This window comes from Desulfosarcina ovata subsp. ovata (assembly GCF_009689005.1).
Taxonomy (GTDB): domain Bacteria; phylum Desulfobacterota; class Desulfobacteria; order Desulfobacterales; family Desulfosarcinaceae; genus Desulfosarcina; species Desulfosarcina ovata.
The window spans coordinates 6,088,943-6,104,968 of record NZ_AP021879.1 but is presented as its reverse complement, the minus strand read 5'-3'; the positions used below and the strand labels follow the sequence as shown (position 1 = coordinate 6,104,968).

The following is a 16,026-nucleotide window of genomic DNA, read 5'->3' as shown; positions in this document are numbered from 1 at the left end:
GTTCCGACAAGTTTTGTTGGAAAAAGGTCATCGTAAAATCGCGGCGATTCCGGCACAATGCTCCAATTTGTCGGATTTTCTTGACAAATGCGTCAACTCCTGACATCAAGTGGGCCATCAAGGATGATGATTATCATTTACAATTTAGGTGGTTAGCATCAATCGGAAACGATCAGCGGGAGCCGATGCCGGAAAATCAGGCCCGACAGGAAATTGTGCAAGCAATTAAAAGGGGAAAAGCCAACAATGAGTCTGACAAAAGCGCAAATCGTTGAAAATATCCAGGATCAAACCGGACTCACAAAAATCAAGGCAACCGAAACCGTTGAGACTCTGCTGGAAATCATCAAATCGTCCTTGGCGACGGGTGAGAATGTGCTGGTCAGTGGTTTCGGAAAGTTCTGCGTGAAAGAGAAGAAACAGCGCAAGGGGCGCAATCCGGCAACCGGCGATGAGATGATGCTGGATGAACGCCGGGTGGTCACATTTAAATGTTCGGGAAAATTGCGAGACAAGATTAACTAATGTGTCTCGGAATCTCCATCGCCGCCCTCTCTTACCATCAGAATGTGCTCCTTGATTTCGTTGAGAACGAAATAGCGCCTCAACGCATCGGCCAATTCCGCAGAAGTCGGCGCAGTGCCGGTTACCTGGCGGATAAAATCGGAAACGGTGGTCAGTGCCTCCGTCAAAACGGGATCGATGGTCTGTGGGGATGTCATGGAATCATTGTCATCCTCTCTGATCGCACCGCCATCATCAGACGGAAGGGGCAGTTGGCCGTCATAAGGTTTCCCGCACTCCTTGCAGCGGCCATCGGCACCGATGATACCGATGCAATTGCCATCACTGCACAAAATACGCTGTTCCCATTCCTGATCCGATAAGGTCATCTCTCTCCTCTCTGGCCAGTGGAATTGATGGTAACGCCCAAATGGCAATGGCCAATTGGAACGTGTCGTCCGGTCTGCCCAACAGGCGCCGGGCAAAACCCCGGCAATCGATGGCATTGCCTGCGCTTCATATCACAAGGACGGACCGTTCTCCAAGAGCCAAAAGCGCCTGATTTCCAGGTTTCAGCAAAAAACAGGCAACCCATCAAATAAATTTGGGGAAATCATCGACCAACCGGCAAACTGGCTTGCCCGGGTGGGCTTTCGGCATTACCATTTGACAGTCTTCAACCCTTTCAGATACATGTGCAGGAGTTGTTCTTTTGGACATTGACCGTTTCGGAAACAAAGGAAACCAACCGTGAAAGATAAAACGGATACAGGGAAAATCAGCCGAAATGCCCCCTGCCCCTGCGGCAGCGGTAAAAAATACAAACGGTGTTGTCTGGGCAAACCGGCACCGAGCCAGGTATCTGACCTGCAATACGCCAAAAAATACCAGATCCGCATTAAAACACCCAAACAGATAGAAGGGATCCGGACAGCCGGAAAGCTGGTCGTCCAAACGCTGGATCTGGTGGAATCGCATCTCAAGTCAGGAATCACCACCGATGCGATCAATACCCTGGTGCATGAATTCACCATCGCCCACGGTGCAAAACCGGCCCCGTTAAATTATCGTGGGTACCCCAAGAGTGTCTGCGTGAGCATTAACGAGGTGATCTGCCATGGCATCCCCGGAGAGCGGGTGATCAAGGATGGCGATCTCGTCAATGTGGACGTTACCTCGATTCTTGACGGCTATTACGCCGATGCCAATAAAACCTTTTTTGTGGGCACACCCAGCGAGGGCGCCCGTAAACTGGTCAGTGTCACCCGTCACTGCCTGGCCCAAGGTATTGCCATGGTCAAACCGGGCAACACGGTCGGCGACATCGGTCATGTGATCCAGACGTATGCCGAATCCCAGGGATGCTCGGTGGTGCGCGAATTCGTGGGGCACGGTGTCGGGATCGATTTCCATGAGGCCCCCCAGGTTCCGCACTATGGTGCCCCCGGAACCGGAATCCGGCTGATTCCAGGAATGGTTTTCACCATCGAACCCATGATCAACCTGGGCCGCAAGGAACTGGTCATTCTCGATGACGGCTGGACCGCGGTCACCCGCGACGGATCTCTATCCGCCCAGTTTGAGCAAACCCTGCTGGTCACCGAAACCGGTGTTGAAAGCCTGACCCCGTATCCCCTCTGATTCGAAAAAGGCAAAACGTCGCCCGGTCACCCGATGGCCCCCCGGAACCATGCAAGCATAAGGGTCGCGGCGGCAAGGATACCACTGGCGACTTGTAACCGCAGGCCTGATGGATGGCCCAGCACCAGGGCATGAATACTCCCTGCGACGAGGCCGGCAAGTACACCGAACAGATGGGCACCCAAATCGCTGCGCTCGCCGGCACCCAGAAATGCCAGAAGCGCCACACTGCTGCCCAACAGCACGGCAACCGGTCTCCATCCCTTGCCGGTCCGCATGGCGGTGATGGCGCGAATGGCACACAAAAGGCCGATGGCACCGAAAACCGACGTGGATGCCCCCACGGAAAGGTGCCCGCTCCCATAGGCGATCGCATTGATCAGATTACCCATGATCCCGCAGGCCAGAATCAGTAGCCAACCGACCCCCGTACCCATGATGGCGCACACCGCACCGCCAAAAAGGGCCATGCCCGCCATATTGCCGGCAAGGTGCGCCGCATCGGCATGCAGAAGCAGGGCCGTCGCACAGCGATACCACTCGCCGGACAGGATCAGCCGGGCACTGGCACCGAAAACGGTCACGTAATCCTGGGGCGCGGCACTGGTCACCACGGCCATATGAACCGCCAGGAGAAACAGGGCCACGGCAACCCCGGAGATATTGACGGGAACAGGCGGCGCGGCATCATCCGGCGGATCCACCGGCGCGACAGGCGTTGGATTTTCAGCCAGATAGCGATTGACGGCATCCCGTGCAGAATCGACAAACGGCTCCGGCACATCAATATAATAACGGTTGTTGGCACTGCGAATACGGCTACCGATACCGGCGGCAGACAGAACCAGATGGTAGGTATTGGCCGTTTCCCGGTTGAGGTTGATAAATAGGGGAACCATCGGCGATCCGAATCAACGGTTGATGAAAAAAAGAGAAAAGCAGGTGCGGAGTCAAGAGGCGTGGTGCGAGCGACCGGCATGGCAGGATGGTTGCCCCCCTGCCATGGATGAAGCGATCAGTACTCTTTTATATCATCATCATCATCATCGGCGTCATCGTCTTCGTCATACTCGTCATCCGAGTCATCGTCCACATCGCCATCCGCTGCGGCCAGCCGGGCTTCGGCAGCACGGATAAGTGCCTCCTCGCGGGCTTTTTTCTTGCGCTGGGCCACTTCGAGCCCAAGGGTCTGCTTGGCGGCTTCAACCGCCTGCCGGGCCAGCCGCTCGCCCCCCAGCTGCAGATAGGCCACAATGGTTCTGATCAGTTCCTCATCTTTTTTCAGATCCACCGGAATCCGCCTGGCGATGCGTTTGAAAGAACCGGCCAGTTCACTGGGGACATCGAATTTATCGATCATCAATCGCTCCTTGATTCAGATTTGAGTGGCCGCATTATAAGCCCGTTGCCAGAAATGTAAAGTGCCAGGCCACAACTTTCCTATTTCGGCAAATGCCGCCCATTTCCTTAGCCGTTGACTTTCAGGGGCACCTCGCCTAATTGTCCTTGGGCAACAGATATCGCCCATCGCAACCAGCGGACGTTTGCCAAAAAGGAGGGATCCGCATGCCACTCAACATGAATGCCATTGGCAGCCCCATCGGCCCCATGAAACGGAAATACACATGGAAGGACGTGGTCCTTTATGCGCTGGGGGTCGGAGCCGGTTTTTCCGAACTGGAGTACTGCTATGAAAAATCGCTCAAGATCATTCCCAGCTTCGCCATTGCCATGATCTTTGATTTTCTTTCCCAGGCCACCGTCTCGGCCGGAGCAAACCTGGCCGGCGTGCTGCATGGCGAACAGGAGTTGATCTTCCACAACCCCATCCCGCCGGACGGGACCCTGATCACCAACGGCAGAATCAGCAACTATTACGACAAGGGCAAGGATAAAGGCGCCCTGGTGATGATCGAAAGCGAAACCCGTCACGACAGCGGAATCAAGCTGTTTACCAGCGTGGCCACGGTTTTCAGCCGCCTGGACGGCGGCTTCGGAGGTGAGGATCGCAAAACACCGCCGGTGGCATTTCCCGACCGTGCGCCCGATGTCGTGGTCGAGGCCACCCCGTCACCGGATCAGCCGCTGATTTACCGGCTCTCCGGGGATATCTTACATCTCCATGTGGATCCCGAATTTGCGGCCCTGTCCGGGTTCGACAAACCCATCATGCATGGACTCTGCACCCATGGATTTGCCTGCCGGGCCCTGATCGCATCGCTGGTTCCCGGGCGCCCCGAACAGGTCCGGCGCCTGGCCTGCCGGTTTTCAAAAGCACTCTACCCGGGCATCCCCATCCAGACCCAAATCTGGAAAACGGCAACCGGTAAAGCGCTCTGGCGGACCATTGACGCGGCCACCGGGCAGGTGGTCATCGACAATGGTGAATTCGAGTACGCTGACATCCCCAAAGACGAAATCCGCTTTGACAACCGGGTGGCGATCATCACCGGAGCCGGTTCCGGGTTGGGGCGCGTCTATGCACGGGAACTGGCCCGCCGGGGCGCCCGGGTGGTCGTGAACGACCTGGGAGGCGCCCGGGACGGGGCCGGCAGCGGATCATCCTCCCCGGCTGACCAGGTGGTGGCGGAAATCCGCGCGGCCGGCGGCCAGGCGGTGGCCAGTTACGAAAGCGTGGCCACGGCCGCAGGGGGCGAGAAAATCGTTGCCACGGCCCTCGAGGCATTCGGTCGAGTGGATATTCTGATCAACAACGCCGGCATCCTGCGCGATAAAAGCCTGATCAAGATGGAACCGGAAAACTGGCAGGCCGTTCTGAACGTCCATCTCAGCGGGGCGTACCATGTTACCCGCCCCGCATTCAGGGCCATGAGAGACAACGGCTACGGGCGCATCATCATGACCACCTCGGCCGCCGGCCTTTACGGCAACTTCGGGCAGACCAACTACGCCGCGGCCAAGATGGGGTTGGTGGGATTCATGAATGCGTTGAAACTGGAAGGGGCCAGATACGGCATCACGGTCAATACCGTGGCGCCGCTGGCGGCCTCGCGCCTCACCGAGGATGTCATGACGCCGGAACGCTTCGAGCGATCCAAACCGGAGTTTGTCGCACCGATCGTCCTCTACCTGAGCTCTGACCGTTGCACGGAAAGCGGAAATATTTACAACGCCGGCCTGGGTTTTTTCAACCGGGCAGCCATCGTTACCGGACCGGGAAAAATGCTGGCAGCGAACGGCCGCGTCCCCACGCCCGAAGATATCCTGGCCAATATCGAGGCGATTTCCGAGCTTGATGGAAGCAGGCATTACCCCGACATCAACGCGCTGATCGAGGATCTTTTCATGGTCACGCAGGAGGGTCCACCGACGGCGACCTGATGAAGTCCCAGCTTGTCGAACAGTTGTTCCGATTTACCTGATCTTCGGTGCCCCAAAGGAATCGGTCGATTTGAGGAAGAAGGGAAAAAGGTGGGCTCAAGGCAGTTGATAAACCATGGCGTTGACGTTCATACCCGCCCCAACGGAAGCGAAAACCAGGTTATCGCCGGAGGCAACCCGATGCCCGTCCAACTCCCCTTTCAGCAGCAGATCGAGCAACGTGGGGATGGTGGCGACGGAACTGTTGCCGGCCCAGTGGATGATCATCGGCATGATTGTCTCGGGGATGGATGTCATACCATAGAGTTTGAAAAGACGGGTCAGGATGGCGTGGTCCATTTTGGCGTTGGCCTGGTGCATGAGAATCTTGCTGGCATCCTCAAGATCCAGCCCCGCTTTTTCCAATGCCTGCTTTACCACCTGCGGGACCGTCTTCAACGCATATTTGTAAATATCATGGCCGTCCATTTTGATATATAGTTCATCCCGATCGCGGGTATGATCGTAGGAGGGTTCCAGCCGCAATAGCCAGGCCTTGTCATAGGTATCGCTGCGGGTGACATGGGAAAGGATGCCGCCCTTCGTATCACCCGCCTCCACCAGCGTGGCGCCGGCACCGTCGGCGAAAATCATGCAGTCCACATCGTGGGGGTCCGATACCCGTGAAAGGGTTTCGGCACCGATCACCAGTACCCGTCTGGCATCTCCGGAACGGATGTAGTAGTCGGCCATGACCATGCCCTGGAGCCAACCGGGACAACCGAAGGGAATATCATAGGCCACCGTATATGGATTTTTGATGCGCAGCCGGTGCTTGACCCGCGCGGCGATGGTCGGCACCATGTCGGTGCGCAGGTTGCCGTTGCGCACATCGCCGAAATTCTGGGCCACGATAATGTAATCCAGGGTCTCCCGGTCATGCCCCTCCAGGGCCTGAGCCGCTGCTTCGTAAGCGATATCGGTGTTGGTGACCTCGTCGCCGATAACGCGGCGCTGCTGGATCCCGGTAATATTGTACAGGGTCTGAATGATTTCCGGATTGGTCTTTTCCAACCGTTGTCCGTCCGGATCATAAAATGTATTTTCCAGGAATTGATCGTTATAAACAATATGGGAAGGGATGCAGCACCCCGTAGAGGTAATAATCGAAGTCGGCATTCTACTCCTCTTTTGATCTTTGTTTTAAGCCAAATAAATTAAACCAATATTTCGGATTGTACAAGAATTGTGAATAGATCAAAACGTAAAATTTTTGTAAAGGTATCTTCTGAATTTCGGTCTGATCGTTTATCTCGATCCGACCACCATCATGATGGTCACACCGCCGGTGAAACCGCGTGAAGCGTTGGGCGGCACCGACATCCGTTCCCGGCCGGCCCATCAATTGATGATCCACAGCGCCGGGGATTTAGCTGTTGTCAGGAACACGAATTTGCACTAATTGAAATGGATAAACTTAAATAAGGAAGGGTCGCATGAAACGGTTACATGAAATTTCGATGGCACTGGCAATGGTAATGCTGATCGTGGCCGGTACAACGCCGGCGCTGGCAGACGATCAGCTCAACGTCATCAAGGCGCGCGGAAAGCTGATTGTCGGCACGTCAGCCGACTACCCGCCTTACGAATCCGTTGACGACAGCGGCAAATTCGTCGGTTTTGACATGGCGCTGGTCCGCGAAGTCGCCAAACGCATGGGGGTCGAGGTGGAAATCAAGGATATGGGCTTCGACACCCTGATCGCCGCCGTGCAGAACAAAAAGATCGACCTGGTGGCCGCCGCCATGCAGGGAACTGCCGAGCGGGACAAAACCGTCGACTTCTCTATTCCGTATAACTTCGTCAAGGATGCCTTTGTCACCTCCACCAAGGCCGACGTCCAGATGACCACGCCCAAGGACGCCGCCGGACGGAAAATCGGCACCCAGACCGGAACCATCCAGGAGACCTGGATCCGCAAAAATCTGGTCGAAACCGGCCTGACTCCCGAGGAGGATCTGTTTCAGTATGAACGGGTGGACAACGCCGGTCTGGACCTGGCCGCCGGACGGATCGACCTGTTGCTCATCCAATACAAACCGGCCAAGGACCTGGCCGCCAAAATGGACAAGCTGAAGATTGCCCTGGTGACCACGGAAACCGTGGCCGCCGGCCAATGCCTGGCCCTGCCCGAAGGTGAAACCGCCCTCAAGGCCGAACTGGACCGTGTGATCGGCCAACTCCAGCAGGACGGCTGGATCGACCAGCAGAAGAAGGCCTTCGGTATCGATTGATTGTCAGATCCAAAGCAATGACACGGACGTCCAAGCCCGTCGAAGGGGCTTGGGCGTCCGTATTCATTTGGTATCCATAGAATGGATCGACGATGCATGAACTGCCCCAAACATTTTTAACCATCCTGCACTACCTGGTTCCCGGGTTGGGCATCACGGTCTCCGTTACCCTCATTGCGCTGGCCATCGGGTTTTTCATCGGAACCCTGATGGCCGTGATGCGGATCTACGGCGGTCCGTTTCTGCGTCCGCTGGCGGCGGCCTACAGCATGGCGGTGCGCGCCGTACCGGTGGTGGTGATCATCTTCATCCTCTATTTCGTGATTGCCGAACTGGTCGACCTGTCCCCCTTTCTCTCCGGCGCCATCGCCCTGGGTGTGGCCAGCGGGGCCTACCAGTCCGAAATTTTCCGCGGGGCGATCCTCTCGGTGCCGCCGGGCCAGATGATCGCCGCCCGGGCCATCGGCATGGGCCGTTTCACCGCCATCCGCAGCATCATCCTGCCCCAGGCCATCCGCATCGCCATACCGGCCTGGGTCAACGAGTTCACCCTGGTGCTCAAGGATTCCACCCTGGTCTACGTGATCGGAGTACCAGAACTGCTGCGGCGGGCCCAGTGGGTCAGCGCCCGCACCCTGGAGCCGTTTCTGGCCTTCGGTACCGCGGCGGCCTTTTATCTCGTTTTCACTCTTGTGGCCAGCCGCCTTCTGGGGAGCCTGGAGCGCCGCTATAAAATCATCCAGTAGAAAGCGCCCGATGCCTGAAAAAGCGATCCTCGAAATCACCGACCTGCACAAATCCTTTGGCGAGACAACGATCATCAAAGGCATTTCCCTGGCGGTGCGGCCCAAGGAGGTCATTGTCGTCGTCGGCCCCAGCGGTACCGGCAAAAGCACCCTGCTGCAATGCATCAACCTGCTCACCCGCCCCACTGCCGGGCAGATCCGGCTGGCCGATGAAACGATCACCGCCCCCGGCGTCAACGTCAACCGCGTGCGGCAGCAGATCGGTATGGTCTTCCAGGAATTCAACCTCTTCAACCATCTCACGGCCCTGGACAATGTGACCATCGGCCTGACCCAGGTGCTGGGCATGAAGCGTGACGACGCCCGCCGTAAGGGATTTTTCGAACTGGAACGCGTGGGTATGGTCGAGCATGCGCCAAAATACCCGGCCCAGCTTTCCGGCGGGCAGAAACAGCGCGTGGCCATTGCCCGGGCCCTGGGCATGGACCCGGCCATCATGCTCTTTGACGAACCCACCTCGGCCCTCGACCCGGAATTGACCGGCGAGGTGCTCGGCGTCATGCAGAAACTGGCCACCGAGGGCATGACCATGCTGGTGGTGACCCACGAGATGGGCTTTGCCCGCGAGGTGGCCCATCGCATCATATTCATGGAGGGCGGCCACATTGTCGAGGAGGGGGCGCCGGCGTCGTTTTTCAACCATCCCCGGACGGAGCGCGCCCGGCAGTTTCTCTCCACGATCAGGCGCGCCCATGGCGGTGGAGAGCTTCCGGCGGCCATCGACGGGGCCCCATCATGATGGCGGGAGAATAACGGCATGCCCATCGGTGAGTTTTTCGCATTCTGCCAAAAGGTCCTTCCCGACCTGATCCAGGGCACCGGGGTCACGCTTAAGATCGCCGGCGGCGCACTTCTCATCGGCCTGGTGGTCGGCCTGCCGGTCGCCCTTTTGCGTGTTTACGGCAGTGTCTGGCTGCGGCGCCTGGCCGGCGCTTACATCAACCTGTTCCGCGGAACGCCCCTGCTGGTCCAGCTCTTCGTGGTTTACTACGGCCTTCCCGACCTGGGGCTGACCTTTTCACGGCTTGCCGCGGCCTACCTGACCCTGGGGCTCAACAGTGGTGCCTATCAGGCCGAATACCTGCGCGGCGCCCTTCAGGCCGTGGGTAGCGGCCAGATGACCGCGGCCCGGGCTATCGGTATGAGCCGGCTGACGGCCATCCGCCACATCATCCTGCCCCAGGCCCTGCGGCTGGTCCTGCCGTCCTGGTCCAACGAGATGATCGCCATCATCAAATATACGGCGGTGGTTTTCCTCATCGCCGTGCCCGACCTGATGGGCAAGGCCAAAATTATTTCCAGCCGCACCTTCGCGCCCATCTCCACGTATATTATCGTGGCCCTCATCTACCTGGTGGTCGTGGGACTGGCCAGCATCGTCCTGCACCATGTGGGCAAACGATTTGAAACGCCGGGGCTGGAAAACCCGGAAACCGCAACGCGATAGCCGCCAACCGGTCCAAGGCCGGCGACATCCGGAAAAGACGAGTCAGAAGAGAAAAAATTACCCCATGCAAGACAACGCCAGACGCCAATTGCGCCAACTGCTCGGACCGGAGAATTTCCTGGAAGAGAGAGAAGACTGCCTGACCTACGCCTTCGATGCCAGCGAGGGGGCCTGCCTGCCCGAGGCGGTGGCCTTTCCGGAAACGGCCGAAGCGGTCTCCGAAATCCTGGCCATCGCCAACACCCACCGCATCCCCATCGTTCCCCGGGGGGCCGGCAGCGGTCTGACCGGCGGCGCCGTTCCCCTTTCCGGCGGCATCGTCATGACCATGAACCGCATGAACCGGATCATCAGCGTGGATACCGACAATCTTCAGGCCATCGTCCAGCCGGGGGTGATCACCGCCCGGCTGCATGCCGCCGTGGAGGCCAAGGGGCTGTTCTATCCCCCCGATCCGGCGAGTATGGATATTTGTACGATTGGTGGCAACCTGGCCGAAAATGCCGGTGGCATGCGGGCGGTGAAGTACGGCGTCACCAAAGACTTCGTCATGGGGCTGGAAGTGGTGCTGGCCAATGGCGAGATCATCCACACCGGTTCACGCTGCATCAAGGATGTGGTCGGCTACGACCTGACCCGTCTCTTCGTGGGCTCGGAGGGAACCCTCGGGGTGATCACCCGGGCCGTGCTCAAGCTGCTGCCCCTGCCGGAGGGCAAGCAGACCCTGCTGGCCGCCTTCGGCGCCATGGAAGCGGCGGCCCAGACCATCGCCGATGTGATCAAGTCGGGCATCATCCCCACCACCATGGAATTCATGGACAAGCACTGCATCCGGGCGGTGACCCAATACCAGGATACCGGATTGCCCGTTGATGCCGAAGCGGTGCTGCTCATCGAAGTGGACGGCACCCCCCATGCGATCGAGACCGGCATCAAACGGGTCCAGGCGGTATGCACGGCCAACCGCGCCCTCAGCGTGGACGTAGCCAGGGATGTGGCCGACCAGGAGCGCCTGTGGCAATCGCGACGCGCCATCCACGCCGCGCTGGGGCTGGTGTGGCCCCGCTGGGAAGAGGAAGATATCGCCGTTCCCATCGCCCGGGTACCCAAGATGGTGCGGCGCATCGATGACATTGCCAAGGAAACCGGTGCGTTCATCGTCTGTTTCGGTCATGCCGGTGACGGCAATATCCACGTCAGCCTGGCGCCACACGACAAAAACACGCCCCACGAAGCGCTCACACAGGCCCGGGCGGCGATCCTCAAGGACGCCATCGCCCTGGAGGGACGCATCGCCGCCGAACACGGCATCGGGCTGATCAAGCGCAACCAAATCGGCTGGAACCTCGACGCGCCCACCCTGAACCTGATGCGGCAGATCAAGGGGCTGCTGGACCCCAACGGGATTCTCAACCCGGGCAAGGTCTTCCCGTCGACGCTCACCTGCAGCGCCCCTTTTGGCCACTGATCCCCAGTCTTGTATACTAAGACTGCTGACGCCTGATCCAAACGGCGCCCGCCAGCAACAGGGAAGCAGTTGTCGCCAGCATGCCGAAAACGTCCATGGCCGGGACCGCCGGTATGGACGTACCCGCCGCCGTGGTAAAGGTCCAGGTGTCGGAAATAACGGTCTCCATTCCGTCGTAGACCTCTACGTACCAACTGTATTCGGTGTTGGCGGTCAGGCCATCCCAAAGGACACTGGCACTTTCGCCCGAATCAACGTCTGTCTGGGAACCGATCAGGGTGCCGGCGCCGTCATAAAAATAGACATCCAGGGATTGGTTGCTGTCCGTATCGCTGACGGTCACGGTAAGGGTGGCTTGTGTCGTACCCGGATCGGAGGAACCGCTCGTCACCGAAGGTGCGCTGTTGGTCGTGCTAAAGGACCAGGTCTCGGATGGGGCCGTTTCCGTTCCGTCATCGACAACCGCATACCAGCCGTATGCGGTTGCCTCGTCCAGGCCGGTCCAGGCCACCGATGCGGTCTGGCCGGAGGCCACGTTTTCCACGCAGTCGATTTCTTCCCCGCTGGCAGTATAAAAGCACACCCCTACCGTATCGTTGTCACTGTCGGCAACGGTCACGCTCAACCAGACATTGCCATCCACGTCGGTTGTTCCGTCGGCGATGCTCGAAACCGGGGTCACGCTGGCCGCGGTGTTCGACCCGGAGACGTAACGGACCGATGCATCAGCCCGTACCGGCGCGTCCTCGACGTTACCGTCCTCGTCGGTGGCTACGGAGTAGAATTCGTAGTAACCGTACCCGTCCCCGTAGCTGAAGCCGAGCGACCAATCGTCAGACGAATCCCCGTCCGTGCCGATGGCCGTCCACGCGCCCCAGGTCACACTATCCGCGGAATAGCGATAGTAAAAGGCCACGCTGACCGGTTGGGCATCCTCCTGGCTGCCCGCCGCGATTTCGTAAGAGACTTCCAGTGACGGCGCGTAGGATGAAGTGAACTCCTTGCCATAGAAAACATAGAAGGATGTGGTGCCGGCATCTTCGGTTGCAGGCTTGACCACGAAGGAGATGATATCGTCGCCGCTCGCGACCTCGGTCTGAACGTAGGTTGCCACGCCCCATTCATACCAGGCCTTTTCTCCTTCTTCGAGGGTGGCGGTGTCATCGGCGGCGGACTCCCAGGAGGGTTGATTGTTCCAGGTGATGGAATCCTCATCCCAGTCATTATCGGAACTTCCATATACAGAAGCATCCATATCGGCGCCCTGTCCGGAGGGGTACCATTGATACATGCTTAAGGTGGCAGCGGTCACGGTGGCACCGGTCGGTACTTGGCCGCCCAGATCGAACTTCATCCAGATGCGATCATTACTACTGGCAGAACTCTGTATGTACATGCTCGTTTTGGACCCTTTGTTGGAACTCGGGGATCCCTCGACAACATAGCTGTCGTCCGTGGGCGTCACAACCACCGTACCGCTACTGGCAGCGCCGACATCGGAAGCAGTGGCCGTCAGTGTAATCGAGGAAGCGCTTGTCTCGGCCGAGCTGATGGCATCCACAGAGCTATTAGCCGGATAGCTCGTGACCCCCTGGTCGGAGGCCATTGCTGCCGTGTGGCAGCGGAACCGACGACCGGTGTAGTCCTCCGTCGTCTGCACGCCGGTGAGTTCCAGAACGTCGCCCACGTTGCCGGGCAGGGTCTTGGTATCGTAAGCGTCGGCCTGGTAGATGGTCTGTGTTTCGCCGTCGGCATCCGCCACCGTATTGTCGCCGGTCTTTTGCACGTAGAGCTTTACATAATGGTTTTCGTGCCATTCGTCCCAGAAAGCGGCGAAGCCCGACATGACCTCGGGCAAAGCCAGGCTTTCGTCATGGTCGACAACCTTGAGTTCGACCCCGTCCGAAACGACGCCTTCCTCACTGACAAACTCCGGCACGCCCTCGTAGAATCCGCCTTCACCCCAGACCTCGATGATGTCCCCATGCCGATATTTCCCATCCAGAAATCCCAGATGCCCGCGGTAGAGCATGGTTTCCGAAAACTGATGATCCTTGTTGATGGAACCGTCGGAGTTGACCAGATCGCTCAATCCGTATTTTCCCCGGCGCAGAAGGGTTTCGTCGGTGGCGGAGAGCAGACGGATGAAGCCGTCCTCGTGGTAGGGCTGGTTTTCCGAATCGGCAACGAACAGCACAACGGCTTTGAAACCGCCGGCCAGTTCCGTATCCAGATCGTATCGGTCTTCGATTCCGTTCGGATACATGGGGCTGGCTTCGGTGTACTGCGCGGTAAAATCGATCACCGACTGACGGATGGAATAGCCCGTGTAATTCGTATTGGAAAATGAGATGTCCCCCTCGTGCGCCACCATGTAGTCGCTGATGATCACGTGGTAGGAGGTGGAGAGGCCGATATCCGATCCATTATAGGTGATCCCGGTGATGGTGCCGTCCTCGGCGGTCACCTTCCAGCCGTCGGAAATGGACGTGCCGCAGTAATCCGCCTGGATGAAATCCCAGATCTGCTGGCCGGTCATCTGCACCTGGACCATTTCGTCATCCTGCCAGGGGTAAGCCTCGTAGATTTCAGTATAGGTAATTTCTCCCTTGGGAACGTCCCGGCGGATGCTGCCGCCCGTCTGGATGGCCAGATCGACGGTAATTCCGTTTGCGTTCAGTTTCCAGGCCATGGCGTCGGTAATCCAGGCGCCGACCGCATTGGTGGCGTTCCAGGGGTATTCGCTCACCGTCCACCATTTGTCCTTGTCCATGGTCAGGTCGGTGGCCGAATAGCCGATGACCTGGTCGAGACCGTAAGTGGGGGAGTTGGCGTTGTATTCCGCGACCAGATTATCGATCACGGTGGCAACGGCCGCGTTGGGGGTGATTTCGTCGCTACGGATGGCGTGCTTGGTGGCGTCGACATACTTGCCGTCCCCGGTCACTTCCAACTCGCCGATATACTGCAGGTAGGAAGCCGCTTCCACCAGGGTGGTCTTGTAGTTGAGCTGGGCGGGCTGCCAGGCCTTCTCGTCCCAGGTGTGCCAGTGTCCCGCCACGACTACTTCGGGAGGATCGACGCCTCCCGAGTCTTCGATCAGGGCATCACTGCCCGATACGATGCGGCTGTGACCAATATGAGACAAGAGGACCACCACATCGCAGCCTTCCGTGGTACGAAGCGTGTTCACGTAATCCTTGATATTGATGGTGCTGGAATCGTCATCGTCCCAGACCGCCGTGACCACGTCGAGAAGGTCCTCGGTTTCCTCGCCAAGGTAGGAGGATTCGTCGGTGGTGTATCCCAGGATACCCACCTTGACCCCGTTGCCCAGGGTAACAATCGTATAGGCATCAAAATAAGGCGTCTGGGTGCCTTCCTGGCAGATGTTCATGGAAATGATCGGAAAGCTGGCGTTTTCCATGTTGGTGATGTAACTTTGGAAGCGCACGTCATGGTTGCCCACCACCATGGCGTCGATGCCTCGGCCGCCCAGGGCCTTCAGTTCCGTGTCCAACGCGTTGAAGAAATCCAGGGCCCCACCGTTGCCGCGCAGATCGCCAAGCGGGCTGCCTTCGGAAACGTCGCCGGCGTCAACGATCAGGGAGTCGGGGTTGGCCGCCTTCAATTCCAGCATCTTGGCGGCAAGGTAAGCCGCGCCGCCCGCCTTTTCCAGAACCGGAAAATCGTCCTGTCCCGGGAAGTCGAAATCGTGGGGCACCAGACGCGAATGGGCGTCGTTGACGTGGAAAATCTTGAAGTTGTTGGTCTGGGGCCATTCGCCTTCGTATTCGATGCGCAGGCGGGGCGCAATGGAGGAGGAGTACTCCTTGCCGTCAAACCCGTAACTGCTGGCGCTGCTTTGATCTTCCGGATTGGCCTTGACCACCACGCTGACGATGCCGTCCCCGGCGTATTCGGTCTGCACGTGGCTGGTGATGTCCCAGGTGAACCAGCGATCCTCATCGCCGGCCGTCAAGGTCTGGCTGTCCAGGGACGTGGTGGTGAAGGATGGCTGATCGTCCCAGGTGATGCCGGTTTCGGTCCATCCGTCCGTGGCCGCGTGGGCCGTGGCCGCGATGGTGGTGGGGCCGTCGGAGCGCCAGCAGTAAAGCAGCAGCTTGGCGGAGGTGATGGTGGCACCGTCGGGAAGCTGCCCCTCCAGGTCGAACTTGACCCAGATGCGCTCGTCCCCATAGCTGCTGGAGCCGCTGCCCACGTACATAGAGGTTTGACTGCCATAATTGATCGATGAATACCCCTCGACCACCTGAGCGTCGGCGGTCGAGCCGATGTCCACCTGCCCGGCTATGGCAAAAGTTGAAAAAGGTAATAGAAACAGGGATGAACAGAGCAATAAAAACTGGAGATAGCGCATGGATTCACCTCATTGGGTTGTTGGGGCCAGCCTTTTGGGTCAGGGGGACTTTTCCTAGGAGCGGCTTCCAGCCACGAATCTATTGAGAGGATCGCGGCTGGAAGCCGCTCCTACGCAACCACCTCGTTTTTTGTAGGGTTGTAAAAAAAGGGCCGGCGGAAGCG

The 16,026-nt window shown here is 58.4% G+C and carries 13 protein-coding genes; 8 read left to right on the top strand and 5 right to left on the bottom strand.

Annotation, left to right across the window (positions count from 1 at the left end):
- Positions 1–246 precede the first annotated feature (246 nt).
- A complete protein-coding gene (locus tag GN112_RS26790; RefSeq protein WP_155312965.1) occupies positions 247–525 on the top strand; it encodes an integration host factor subunit alpha in 279 nt (92 codons plus the stop codon).
- Here GN112_RS26790 and GN112_RS26785 read toward each other — a convergent pair.
- A complete protein-coding gene (locus tag GN112_RS26785) occupies positions 522–893 on the bottom strand; it encodes a hypothetical protein (protein WP_155312964.1) in 372 nt (123 codons plus the stop codon). The genes GN112_RS26790 and GN112_RS26785 overlap by 4 nt on opposite strands.
- A 361-nt stretch (positions 894–1,254) precedes the next feature.
- Here GN112_RS26785 and map point away from each other — a divergent pair, with 361 nt between their 5' ends.
- Positions 1,255–2,145, top strand: a complete 891-nt coding sequence (map, locus tag GN112_RS26780; RefSeq protein ID WP_155312963.1) for a type I methionyl aminopeptidase — start codon at positions 1,255–1,257, stop codon at positions 2,143–2,145.
- Between the two features lie 26 nt (positions 2,146–2,171).
- Here map and GN112_RS26775 read toward each other — a convergent pair whose 3' ends face one another.
- Complete coding sequence (locus GN112_RS26775) at positions 2,172–3,044, bottom strand: rhomboid family intramembrane serine protease (protein ID WP_155312962.1); 873 nt, start codon at positions 3,042–3,044, stop codon at positions 2,172–2,174.
- A gap of 116 nt (positions 3,045–3,160) precedes the next feature.
- Positions 3,161–3,505: a hypothetical protein gene (locus GN112_RS26770; protein ID WP_155312961.1), complete on the bottom strand. Its 345-nt coding sequence runs from the start codon at positions 3,503–3,505 to the stop codon at positions 3,161–3,163.
- Between the two features lie 206 nt (positions 3,506–3,711).
- On the opposite strand from GN112_RS26770, the gene GN112_RS26765 reads away from it, so the two are divergent.
- A complete protein-coding gene (locus tag GN112_RS26765; RefSeq protein WP_155312960.1) occupies positions 3,712–5,487 on the top strand; it encodes an SDR family NAD(P)-dependent oxidoreductase in 1,776 nt (591 codons plus the stop codon).
- Between the two features lie 96 nt (positions 5,488–5,583).
- On the opposite strand, the gene GN112_RS26760 is transcribed toward GN112_RS26765, so the two are convergent.
- Positions 5,584–6,645: a 3-oxoacyl-ACP synthase III family protein gene (locus GN112_RS26760; RefSeq protein WP_155312959.1), complete on the bottom strand. Its 1,062-nt coding sequence runs from the start codon at positions 6,643–6,645 to the stop codon at positions 5,584–5,586.
- A gap of 317 nt (positions 6,646–6,962) precedes the next feature.
- Here GN112_RS26760 and GN112_RS26755 point away from each other — a divergent pair, with 317 nt between their 5' ends.
- From GN112_RS26755 to GN112_RS26735, 5 genes are all read left to right on the top strand, one after another.
- Positions 6,963–7,760: an ABC transporter substrate-binding protein gene (locus tag GN112_RS26755; protein WP_155312958.1), complete on the top strand. Its 798-nt coding sequence runs from the start codon at positions 6,963–6,965 to the stop codon at positions 7,758–7,760.
- 92 nt (positions 7,761–7,852) lie between these two features.
- Positions 7,853–8,506 carry an amino acid ABC transporter permease gene (locus tag GN112_RS26750; RefSeq protein ID WP_155312957.1) on the top strand — a complete coding sequence of 218 codons (654 nt, stop codon included), beginning with the start codon at positions 7,853–7,855 and terminating at the stop codon, positions 8,504–8,506.
- Between the two features lie 10 nt (positions 8,507–8,516).
- Positions 8,517–9,305 carry an amino acid ABC transporter ATP-binding protein gene (locus GN112_RS26745; protein WP_155312956.1) on the top strand — a complete coding sequence of 263 codons (789 nt, stop codon included), beginning with the start codon at positions 8,517–8,519 and terminating at the stop codon, positions 9,303–9,305.
- Positions 9,306–9,323: 18 nt separating this feature from the next.
- Positions 9,324–10,013, top strand: coding sequence for an amino acid ABC transporter permease (locus GN112_RS26740; protein WP_155312955.1), 690 nt, complete (start codon positions 9,324–9,326; stop codon positions 10,011–10,013).
- Positions 10,014–10,077: 64 nt separating this feature from the next.
- Positions 10,078–11,481 carry an FAD-binding oxidoreductase gene (locus GN112_RS26735; RefSeq protein ID WP_155312954.1) on the top strand — a complete coding sequence of 468 codons (1,404 nt, stop codon included), beginning with the start codon at positions 10,078–10,080 and terminating at the stop codon, positions 11,479–11,481.
- Positions 11,482–11,497: 16 nt separating this feature from the next.
- Here the strand turns inward: GN112_RS26735 and GN112_RS26730 are convergent, their stop codons facing one another.
- The gene (locus GN112_RS26730) at positions 11,498–15,862 is read right to left on the bottom strand and encodes a CBM96 family carbohydrate-binding protein (protein ID WP_155312953.1); all 4,365 of its coding nucleotides are present in this window, start codon (positions 15,860–15,862) and stop codon (positions 11,498–11,500) included.
- Positions 15,863–16,026: the final 164 nt, after the last annotated feature.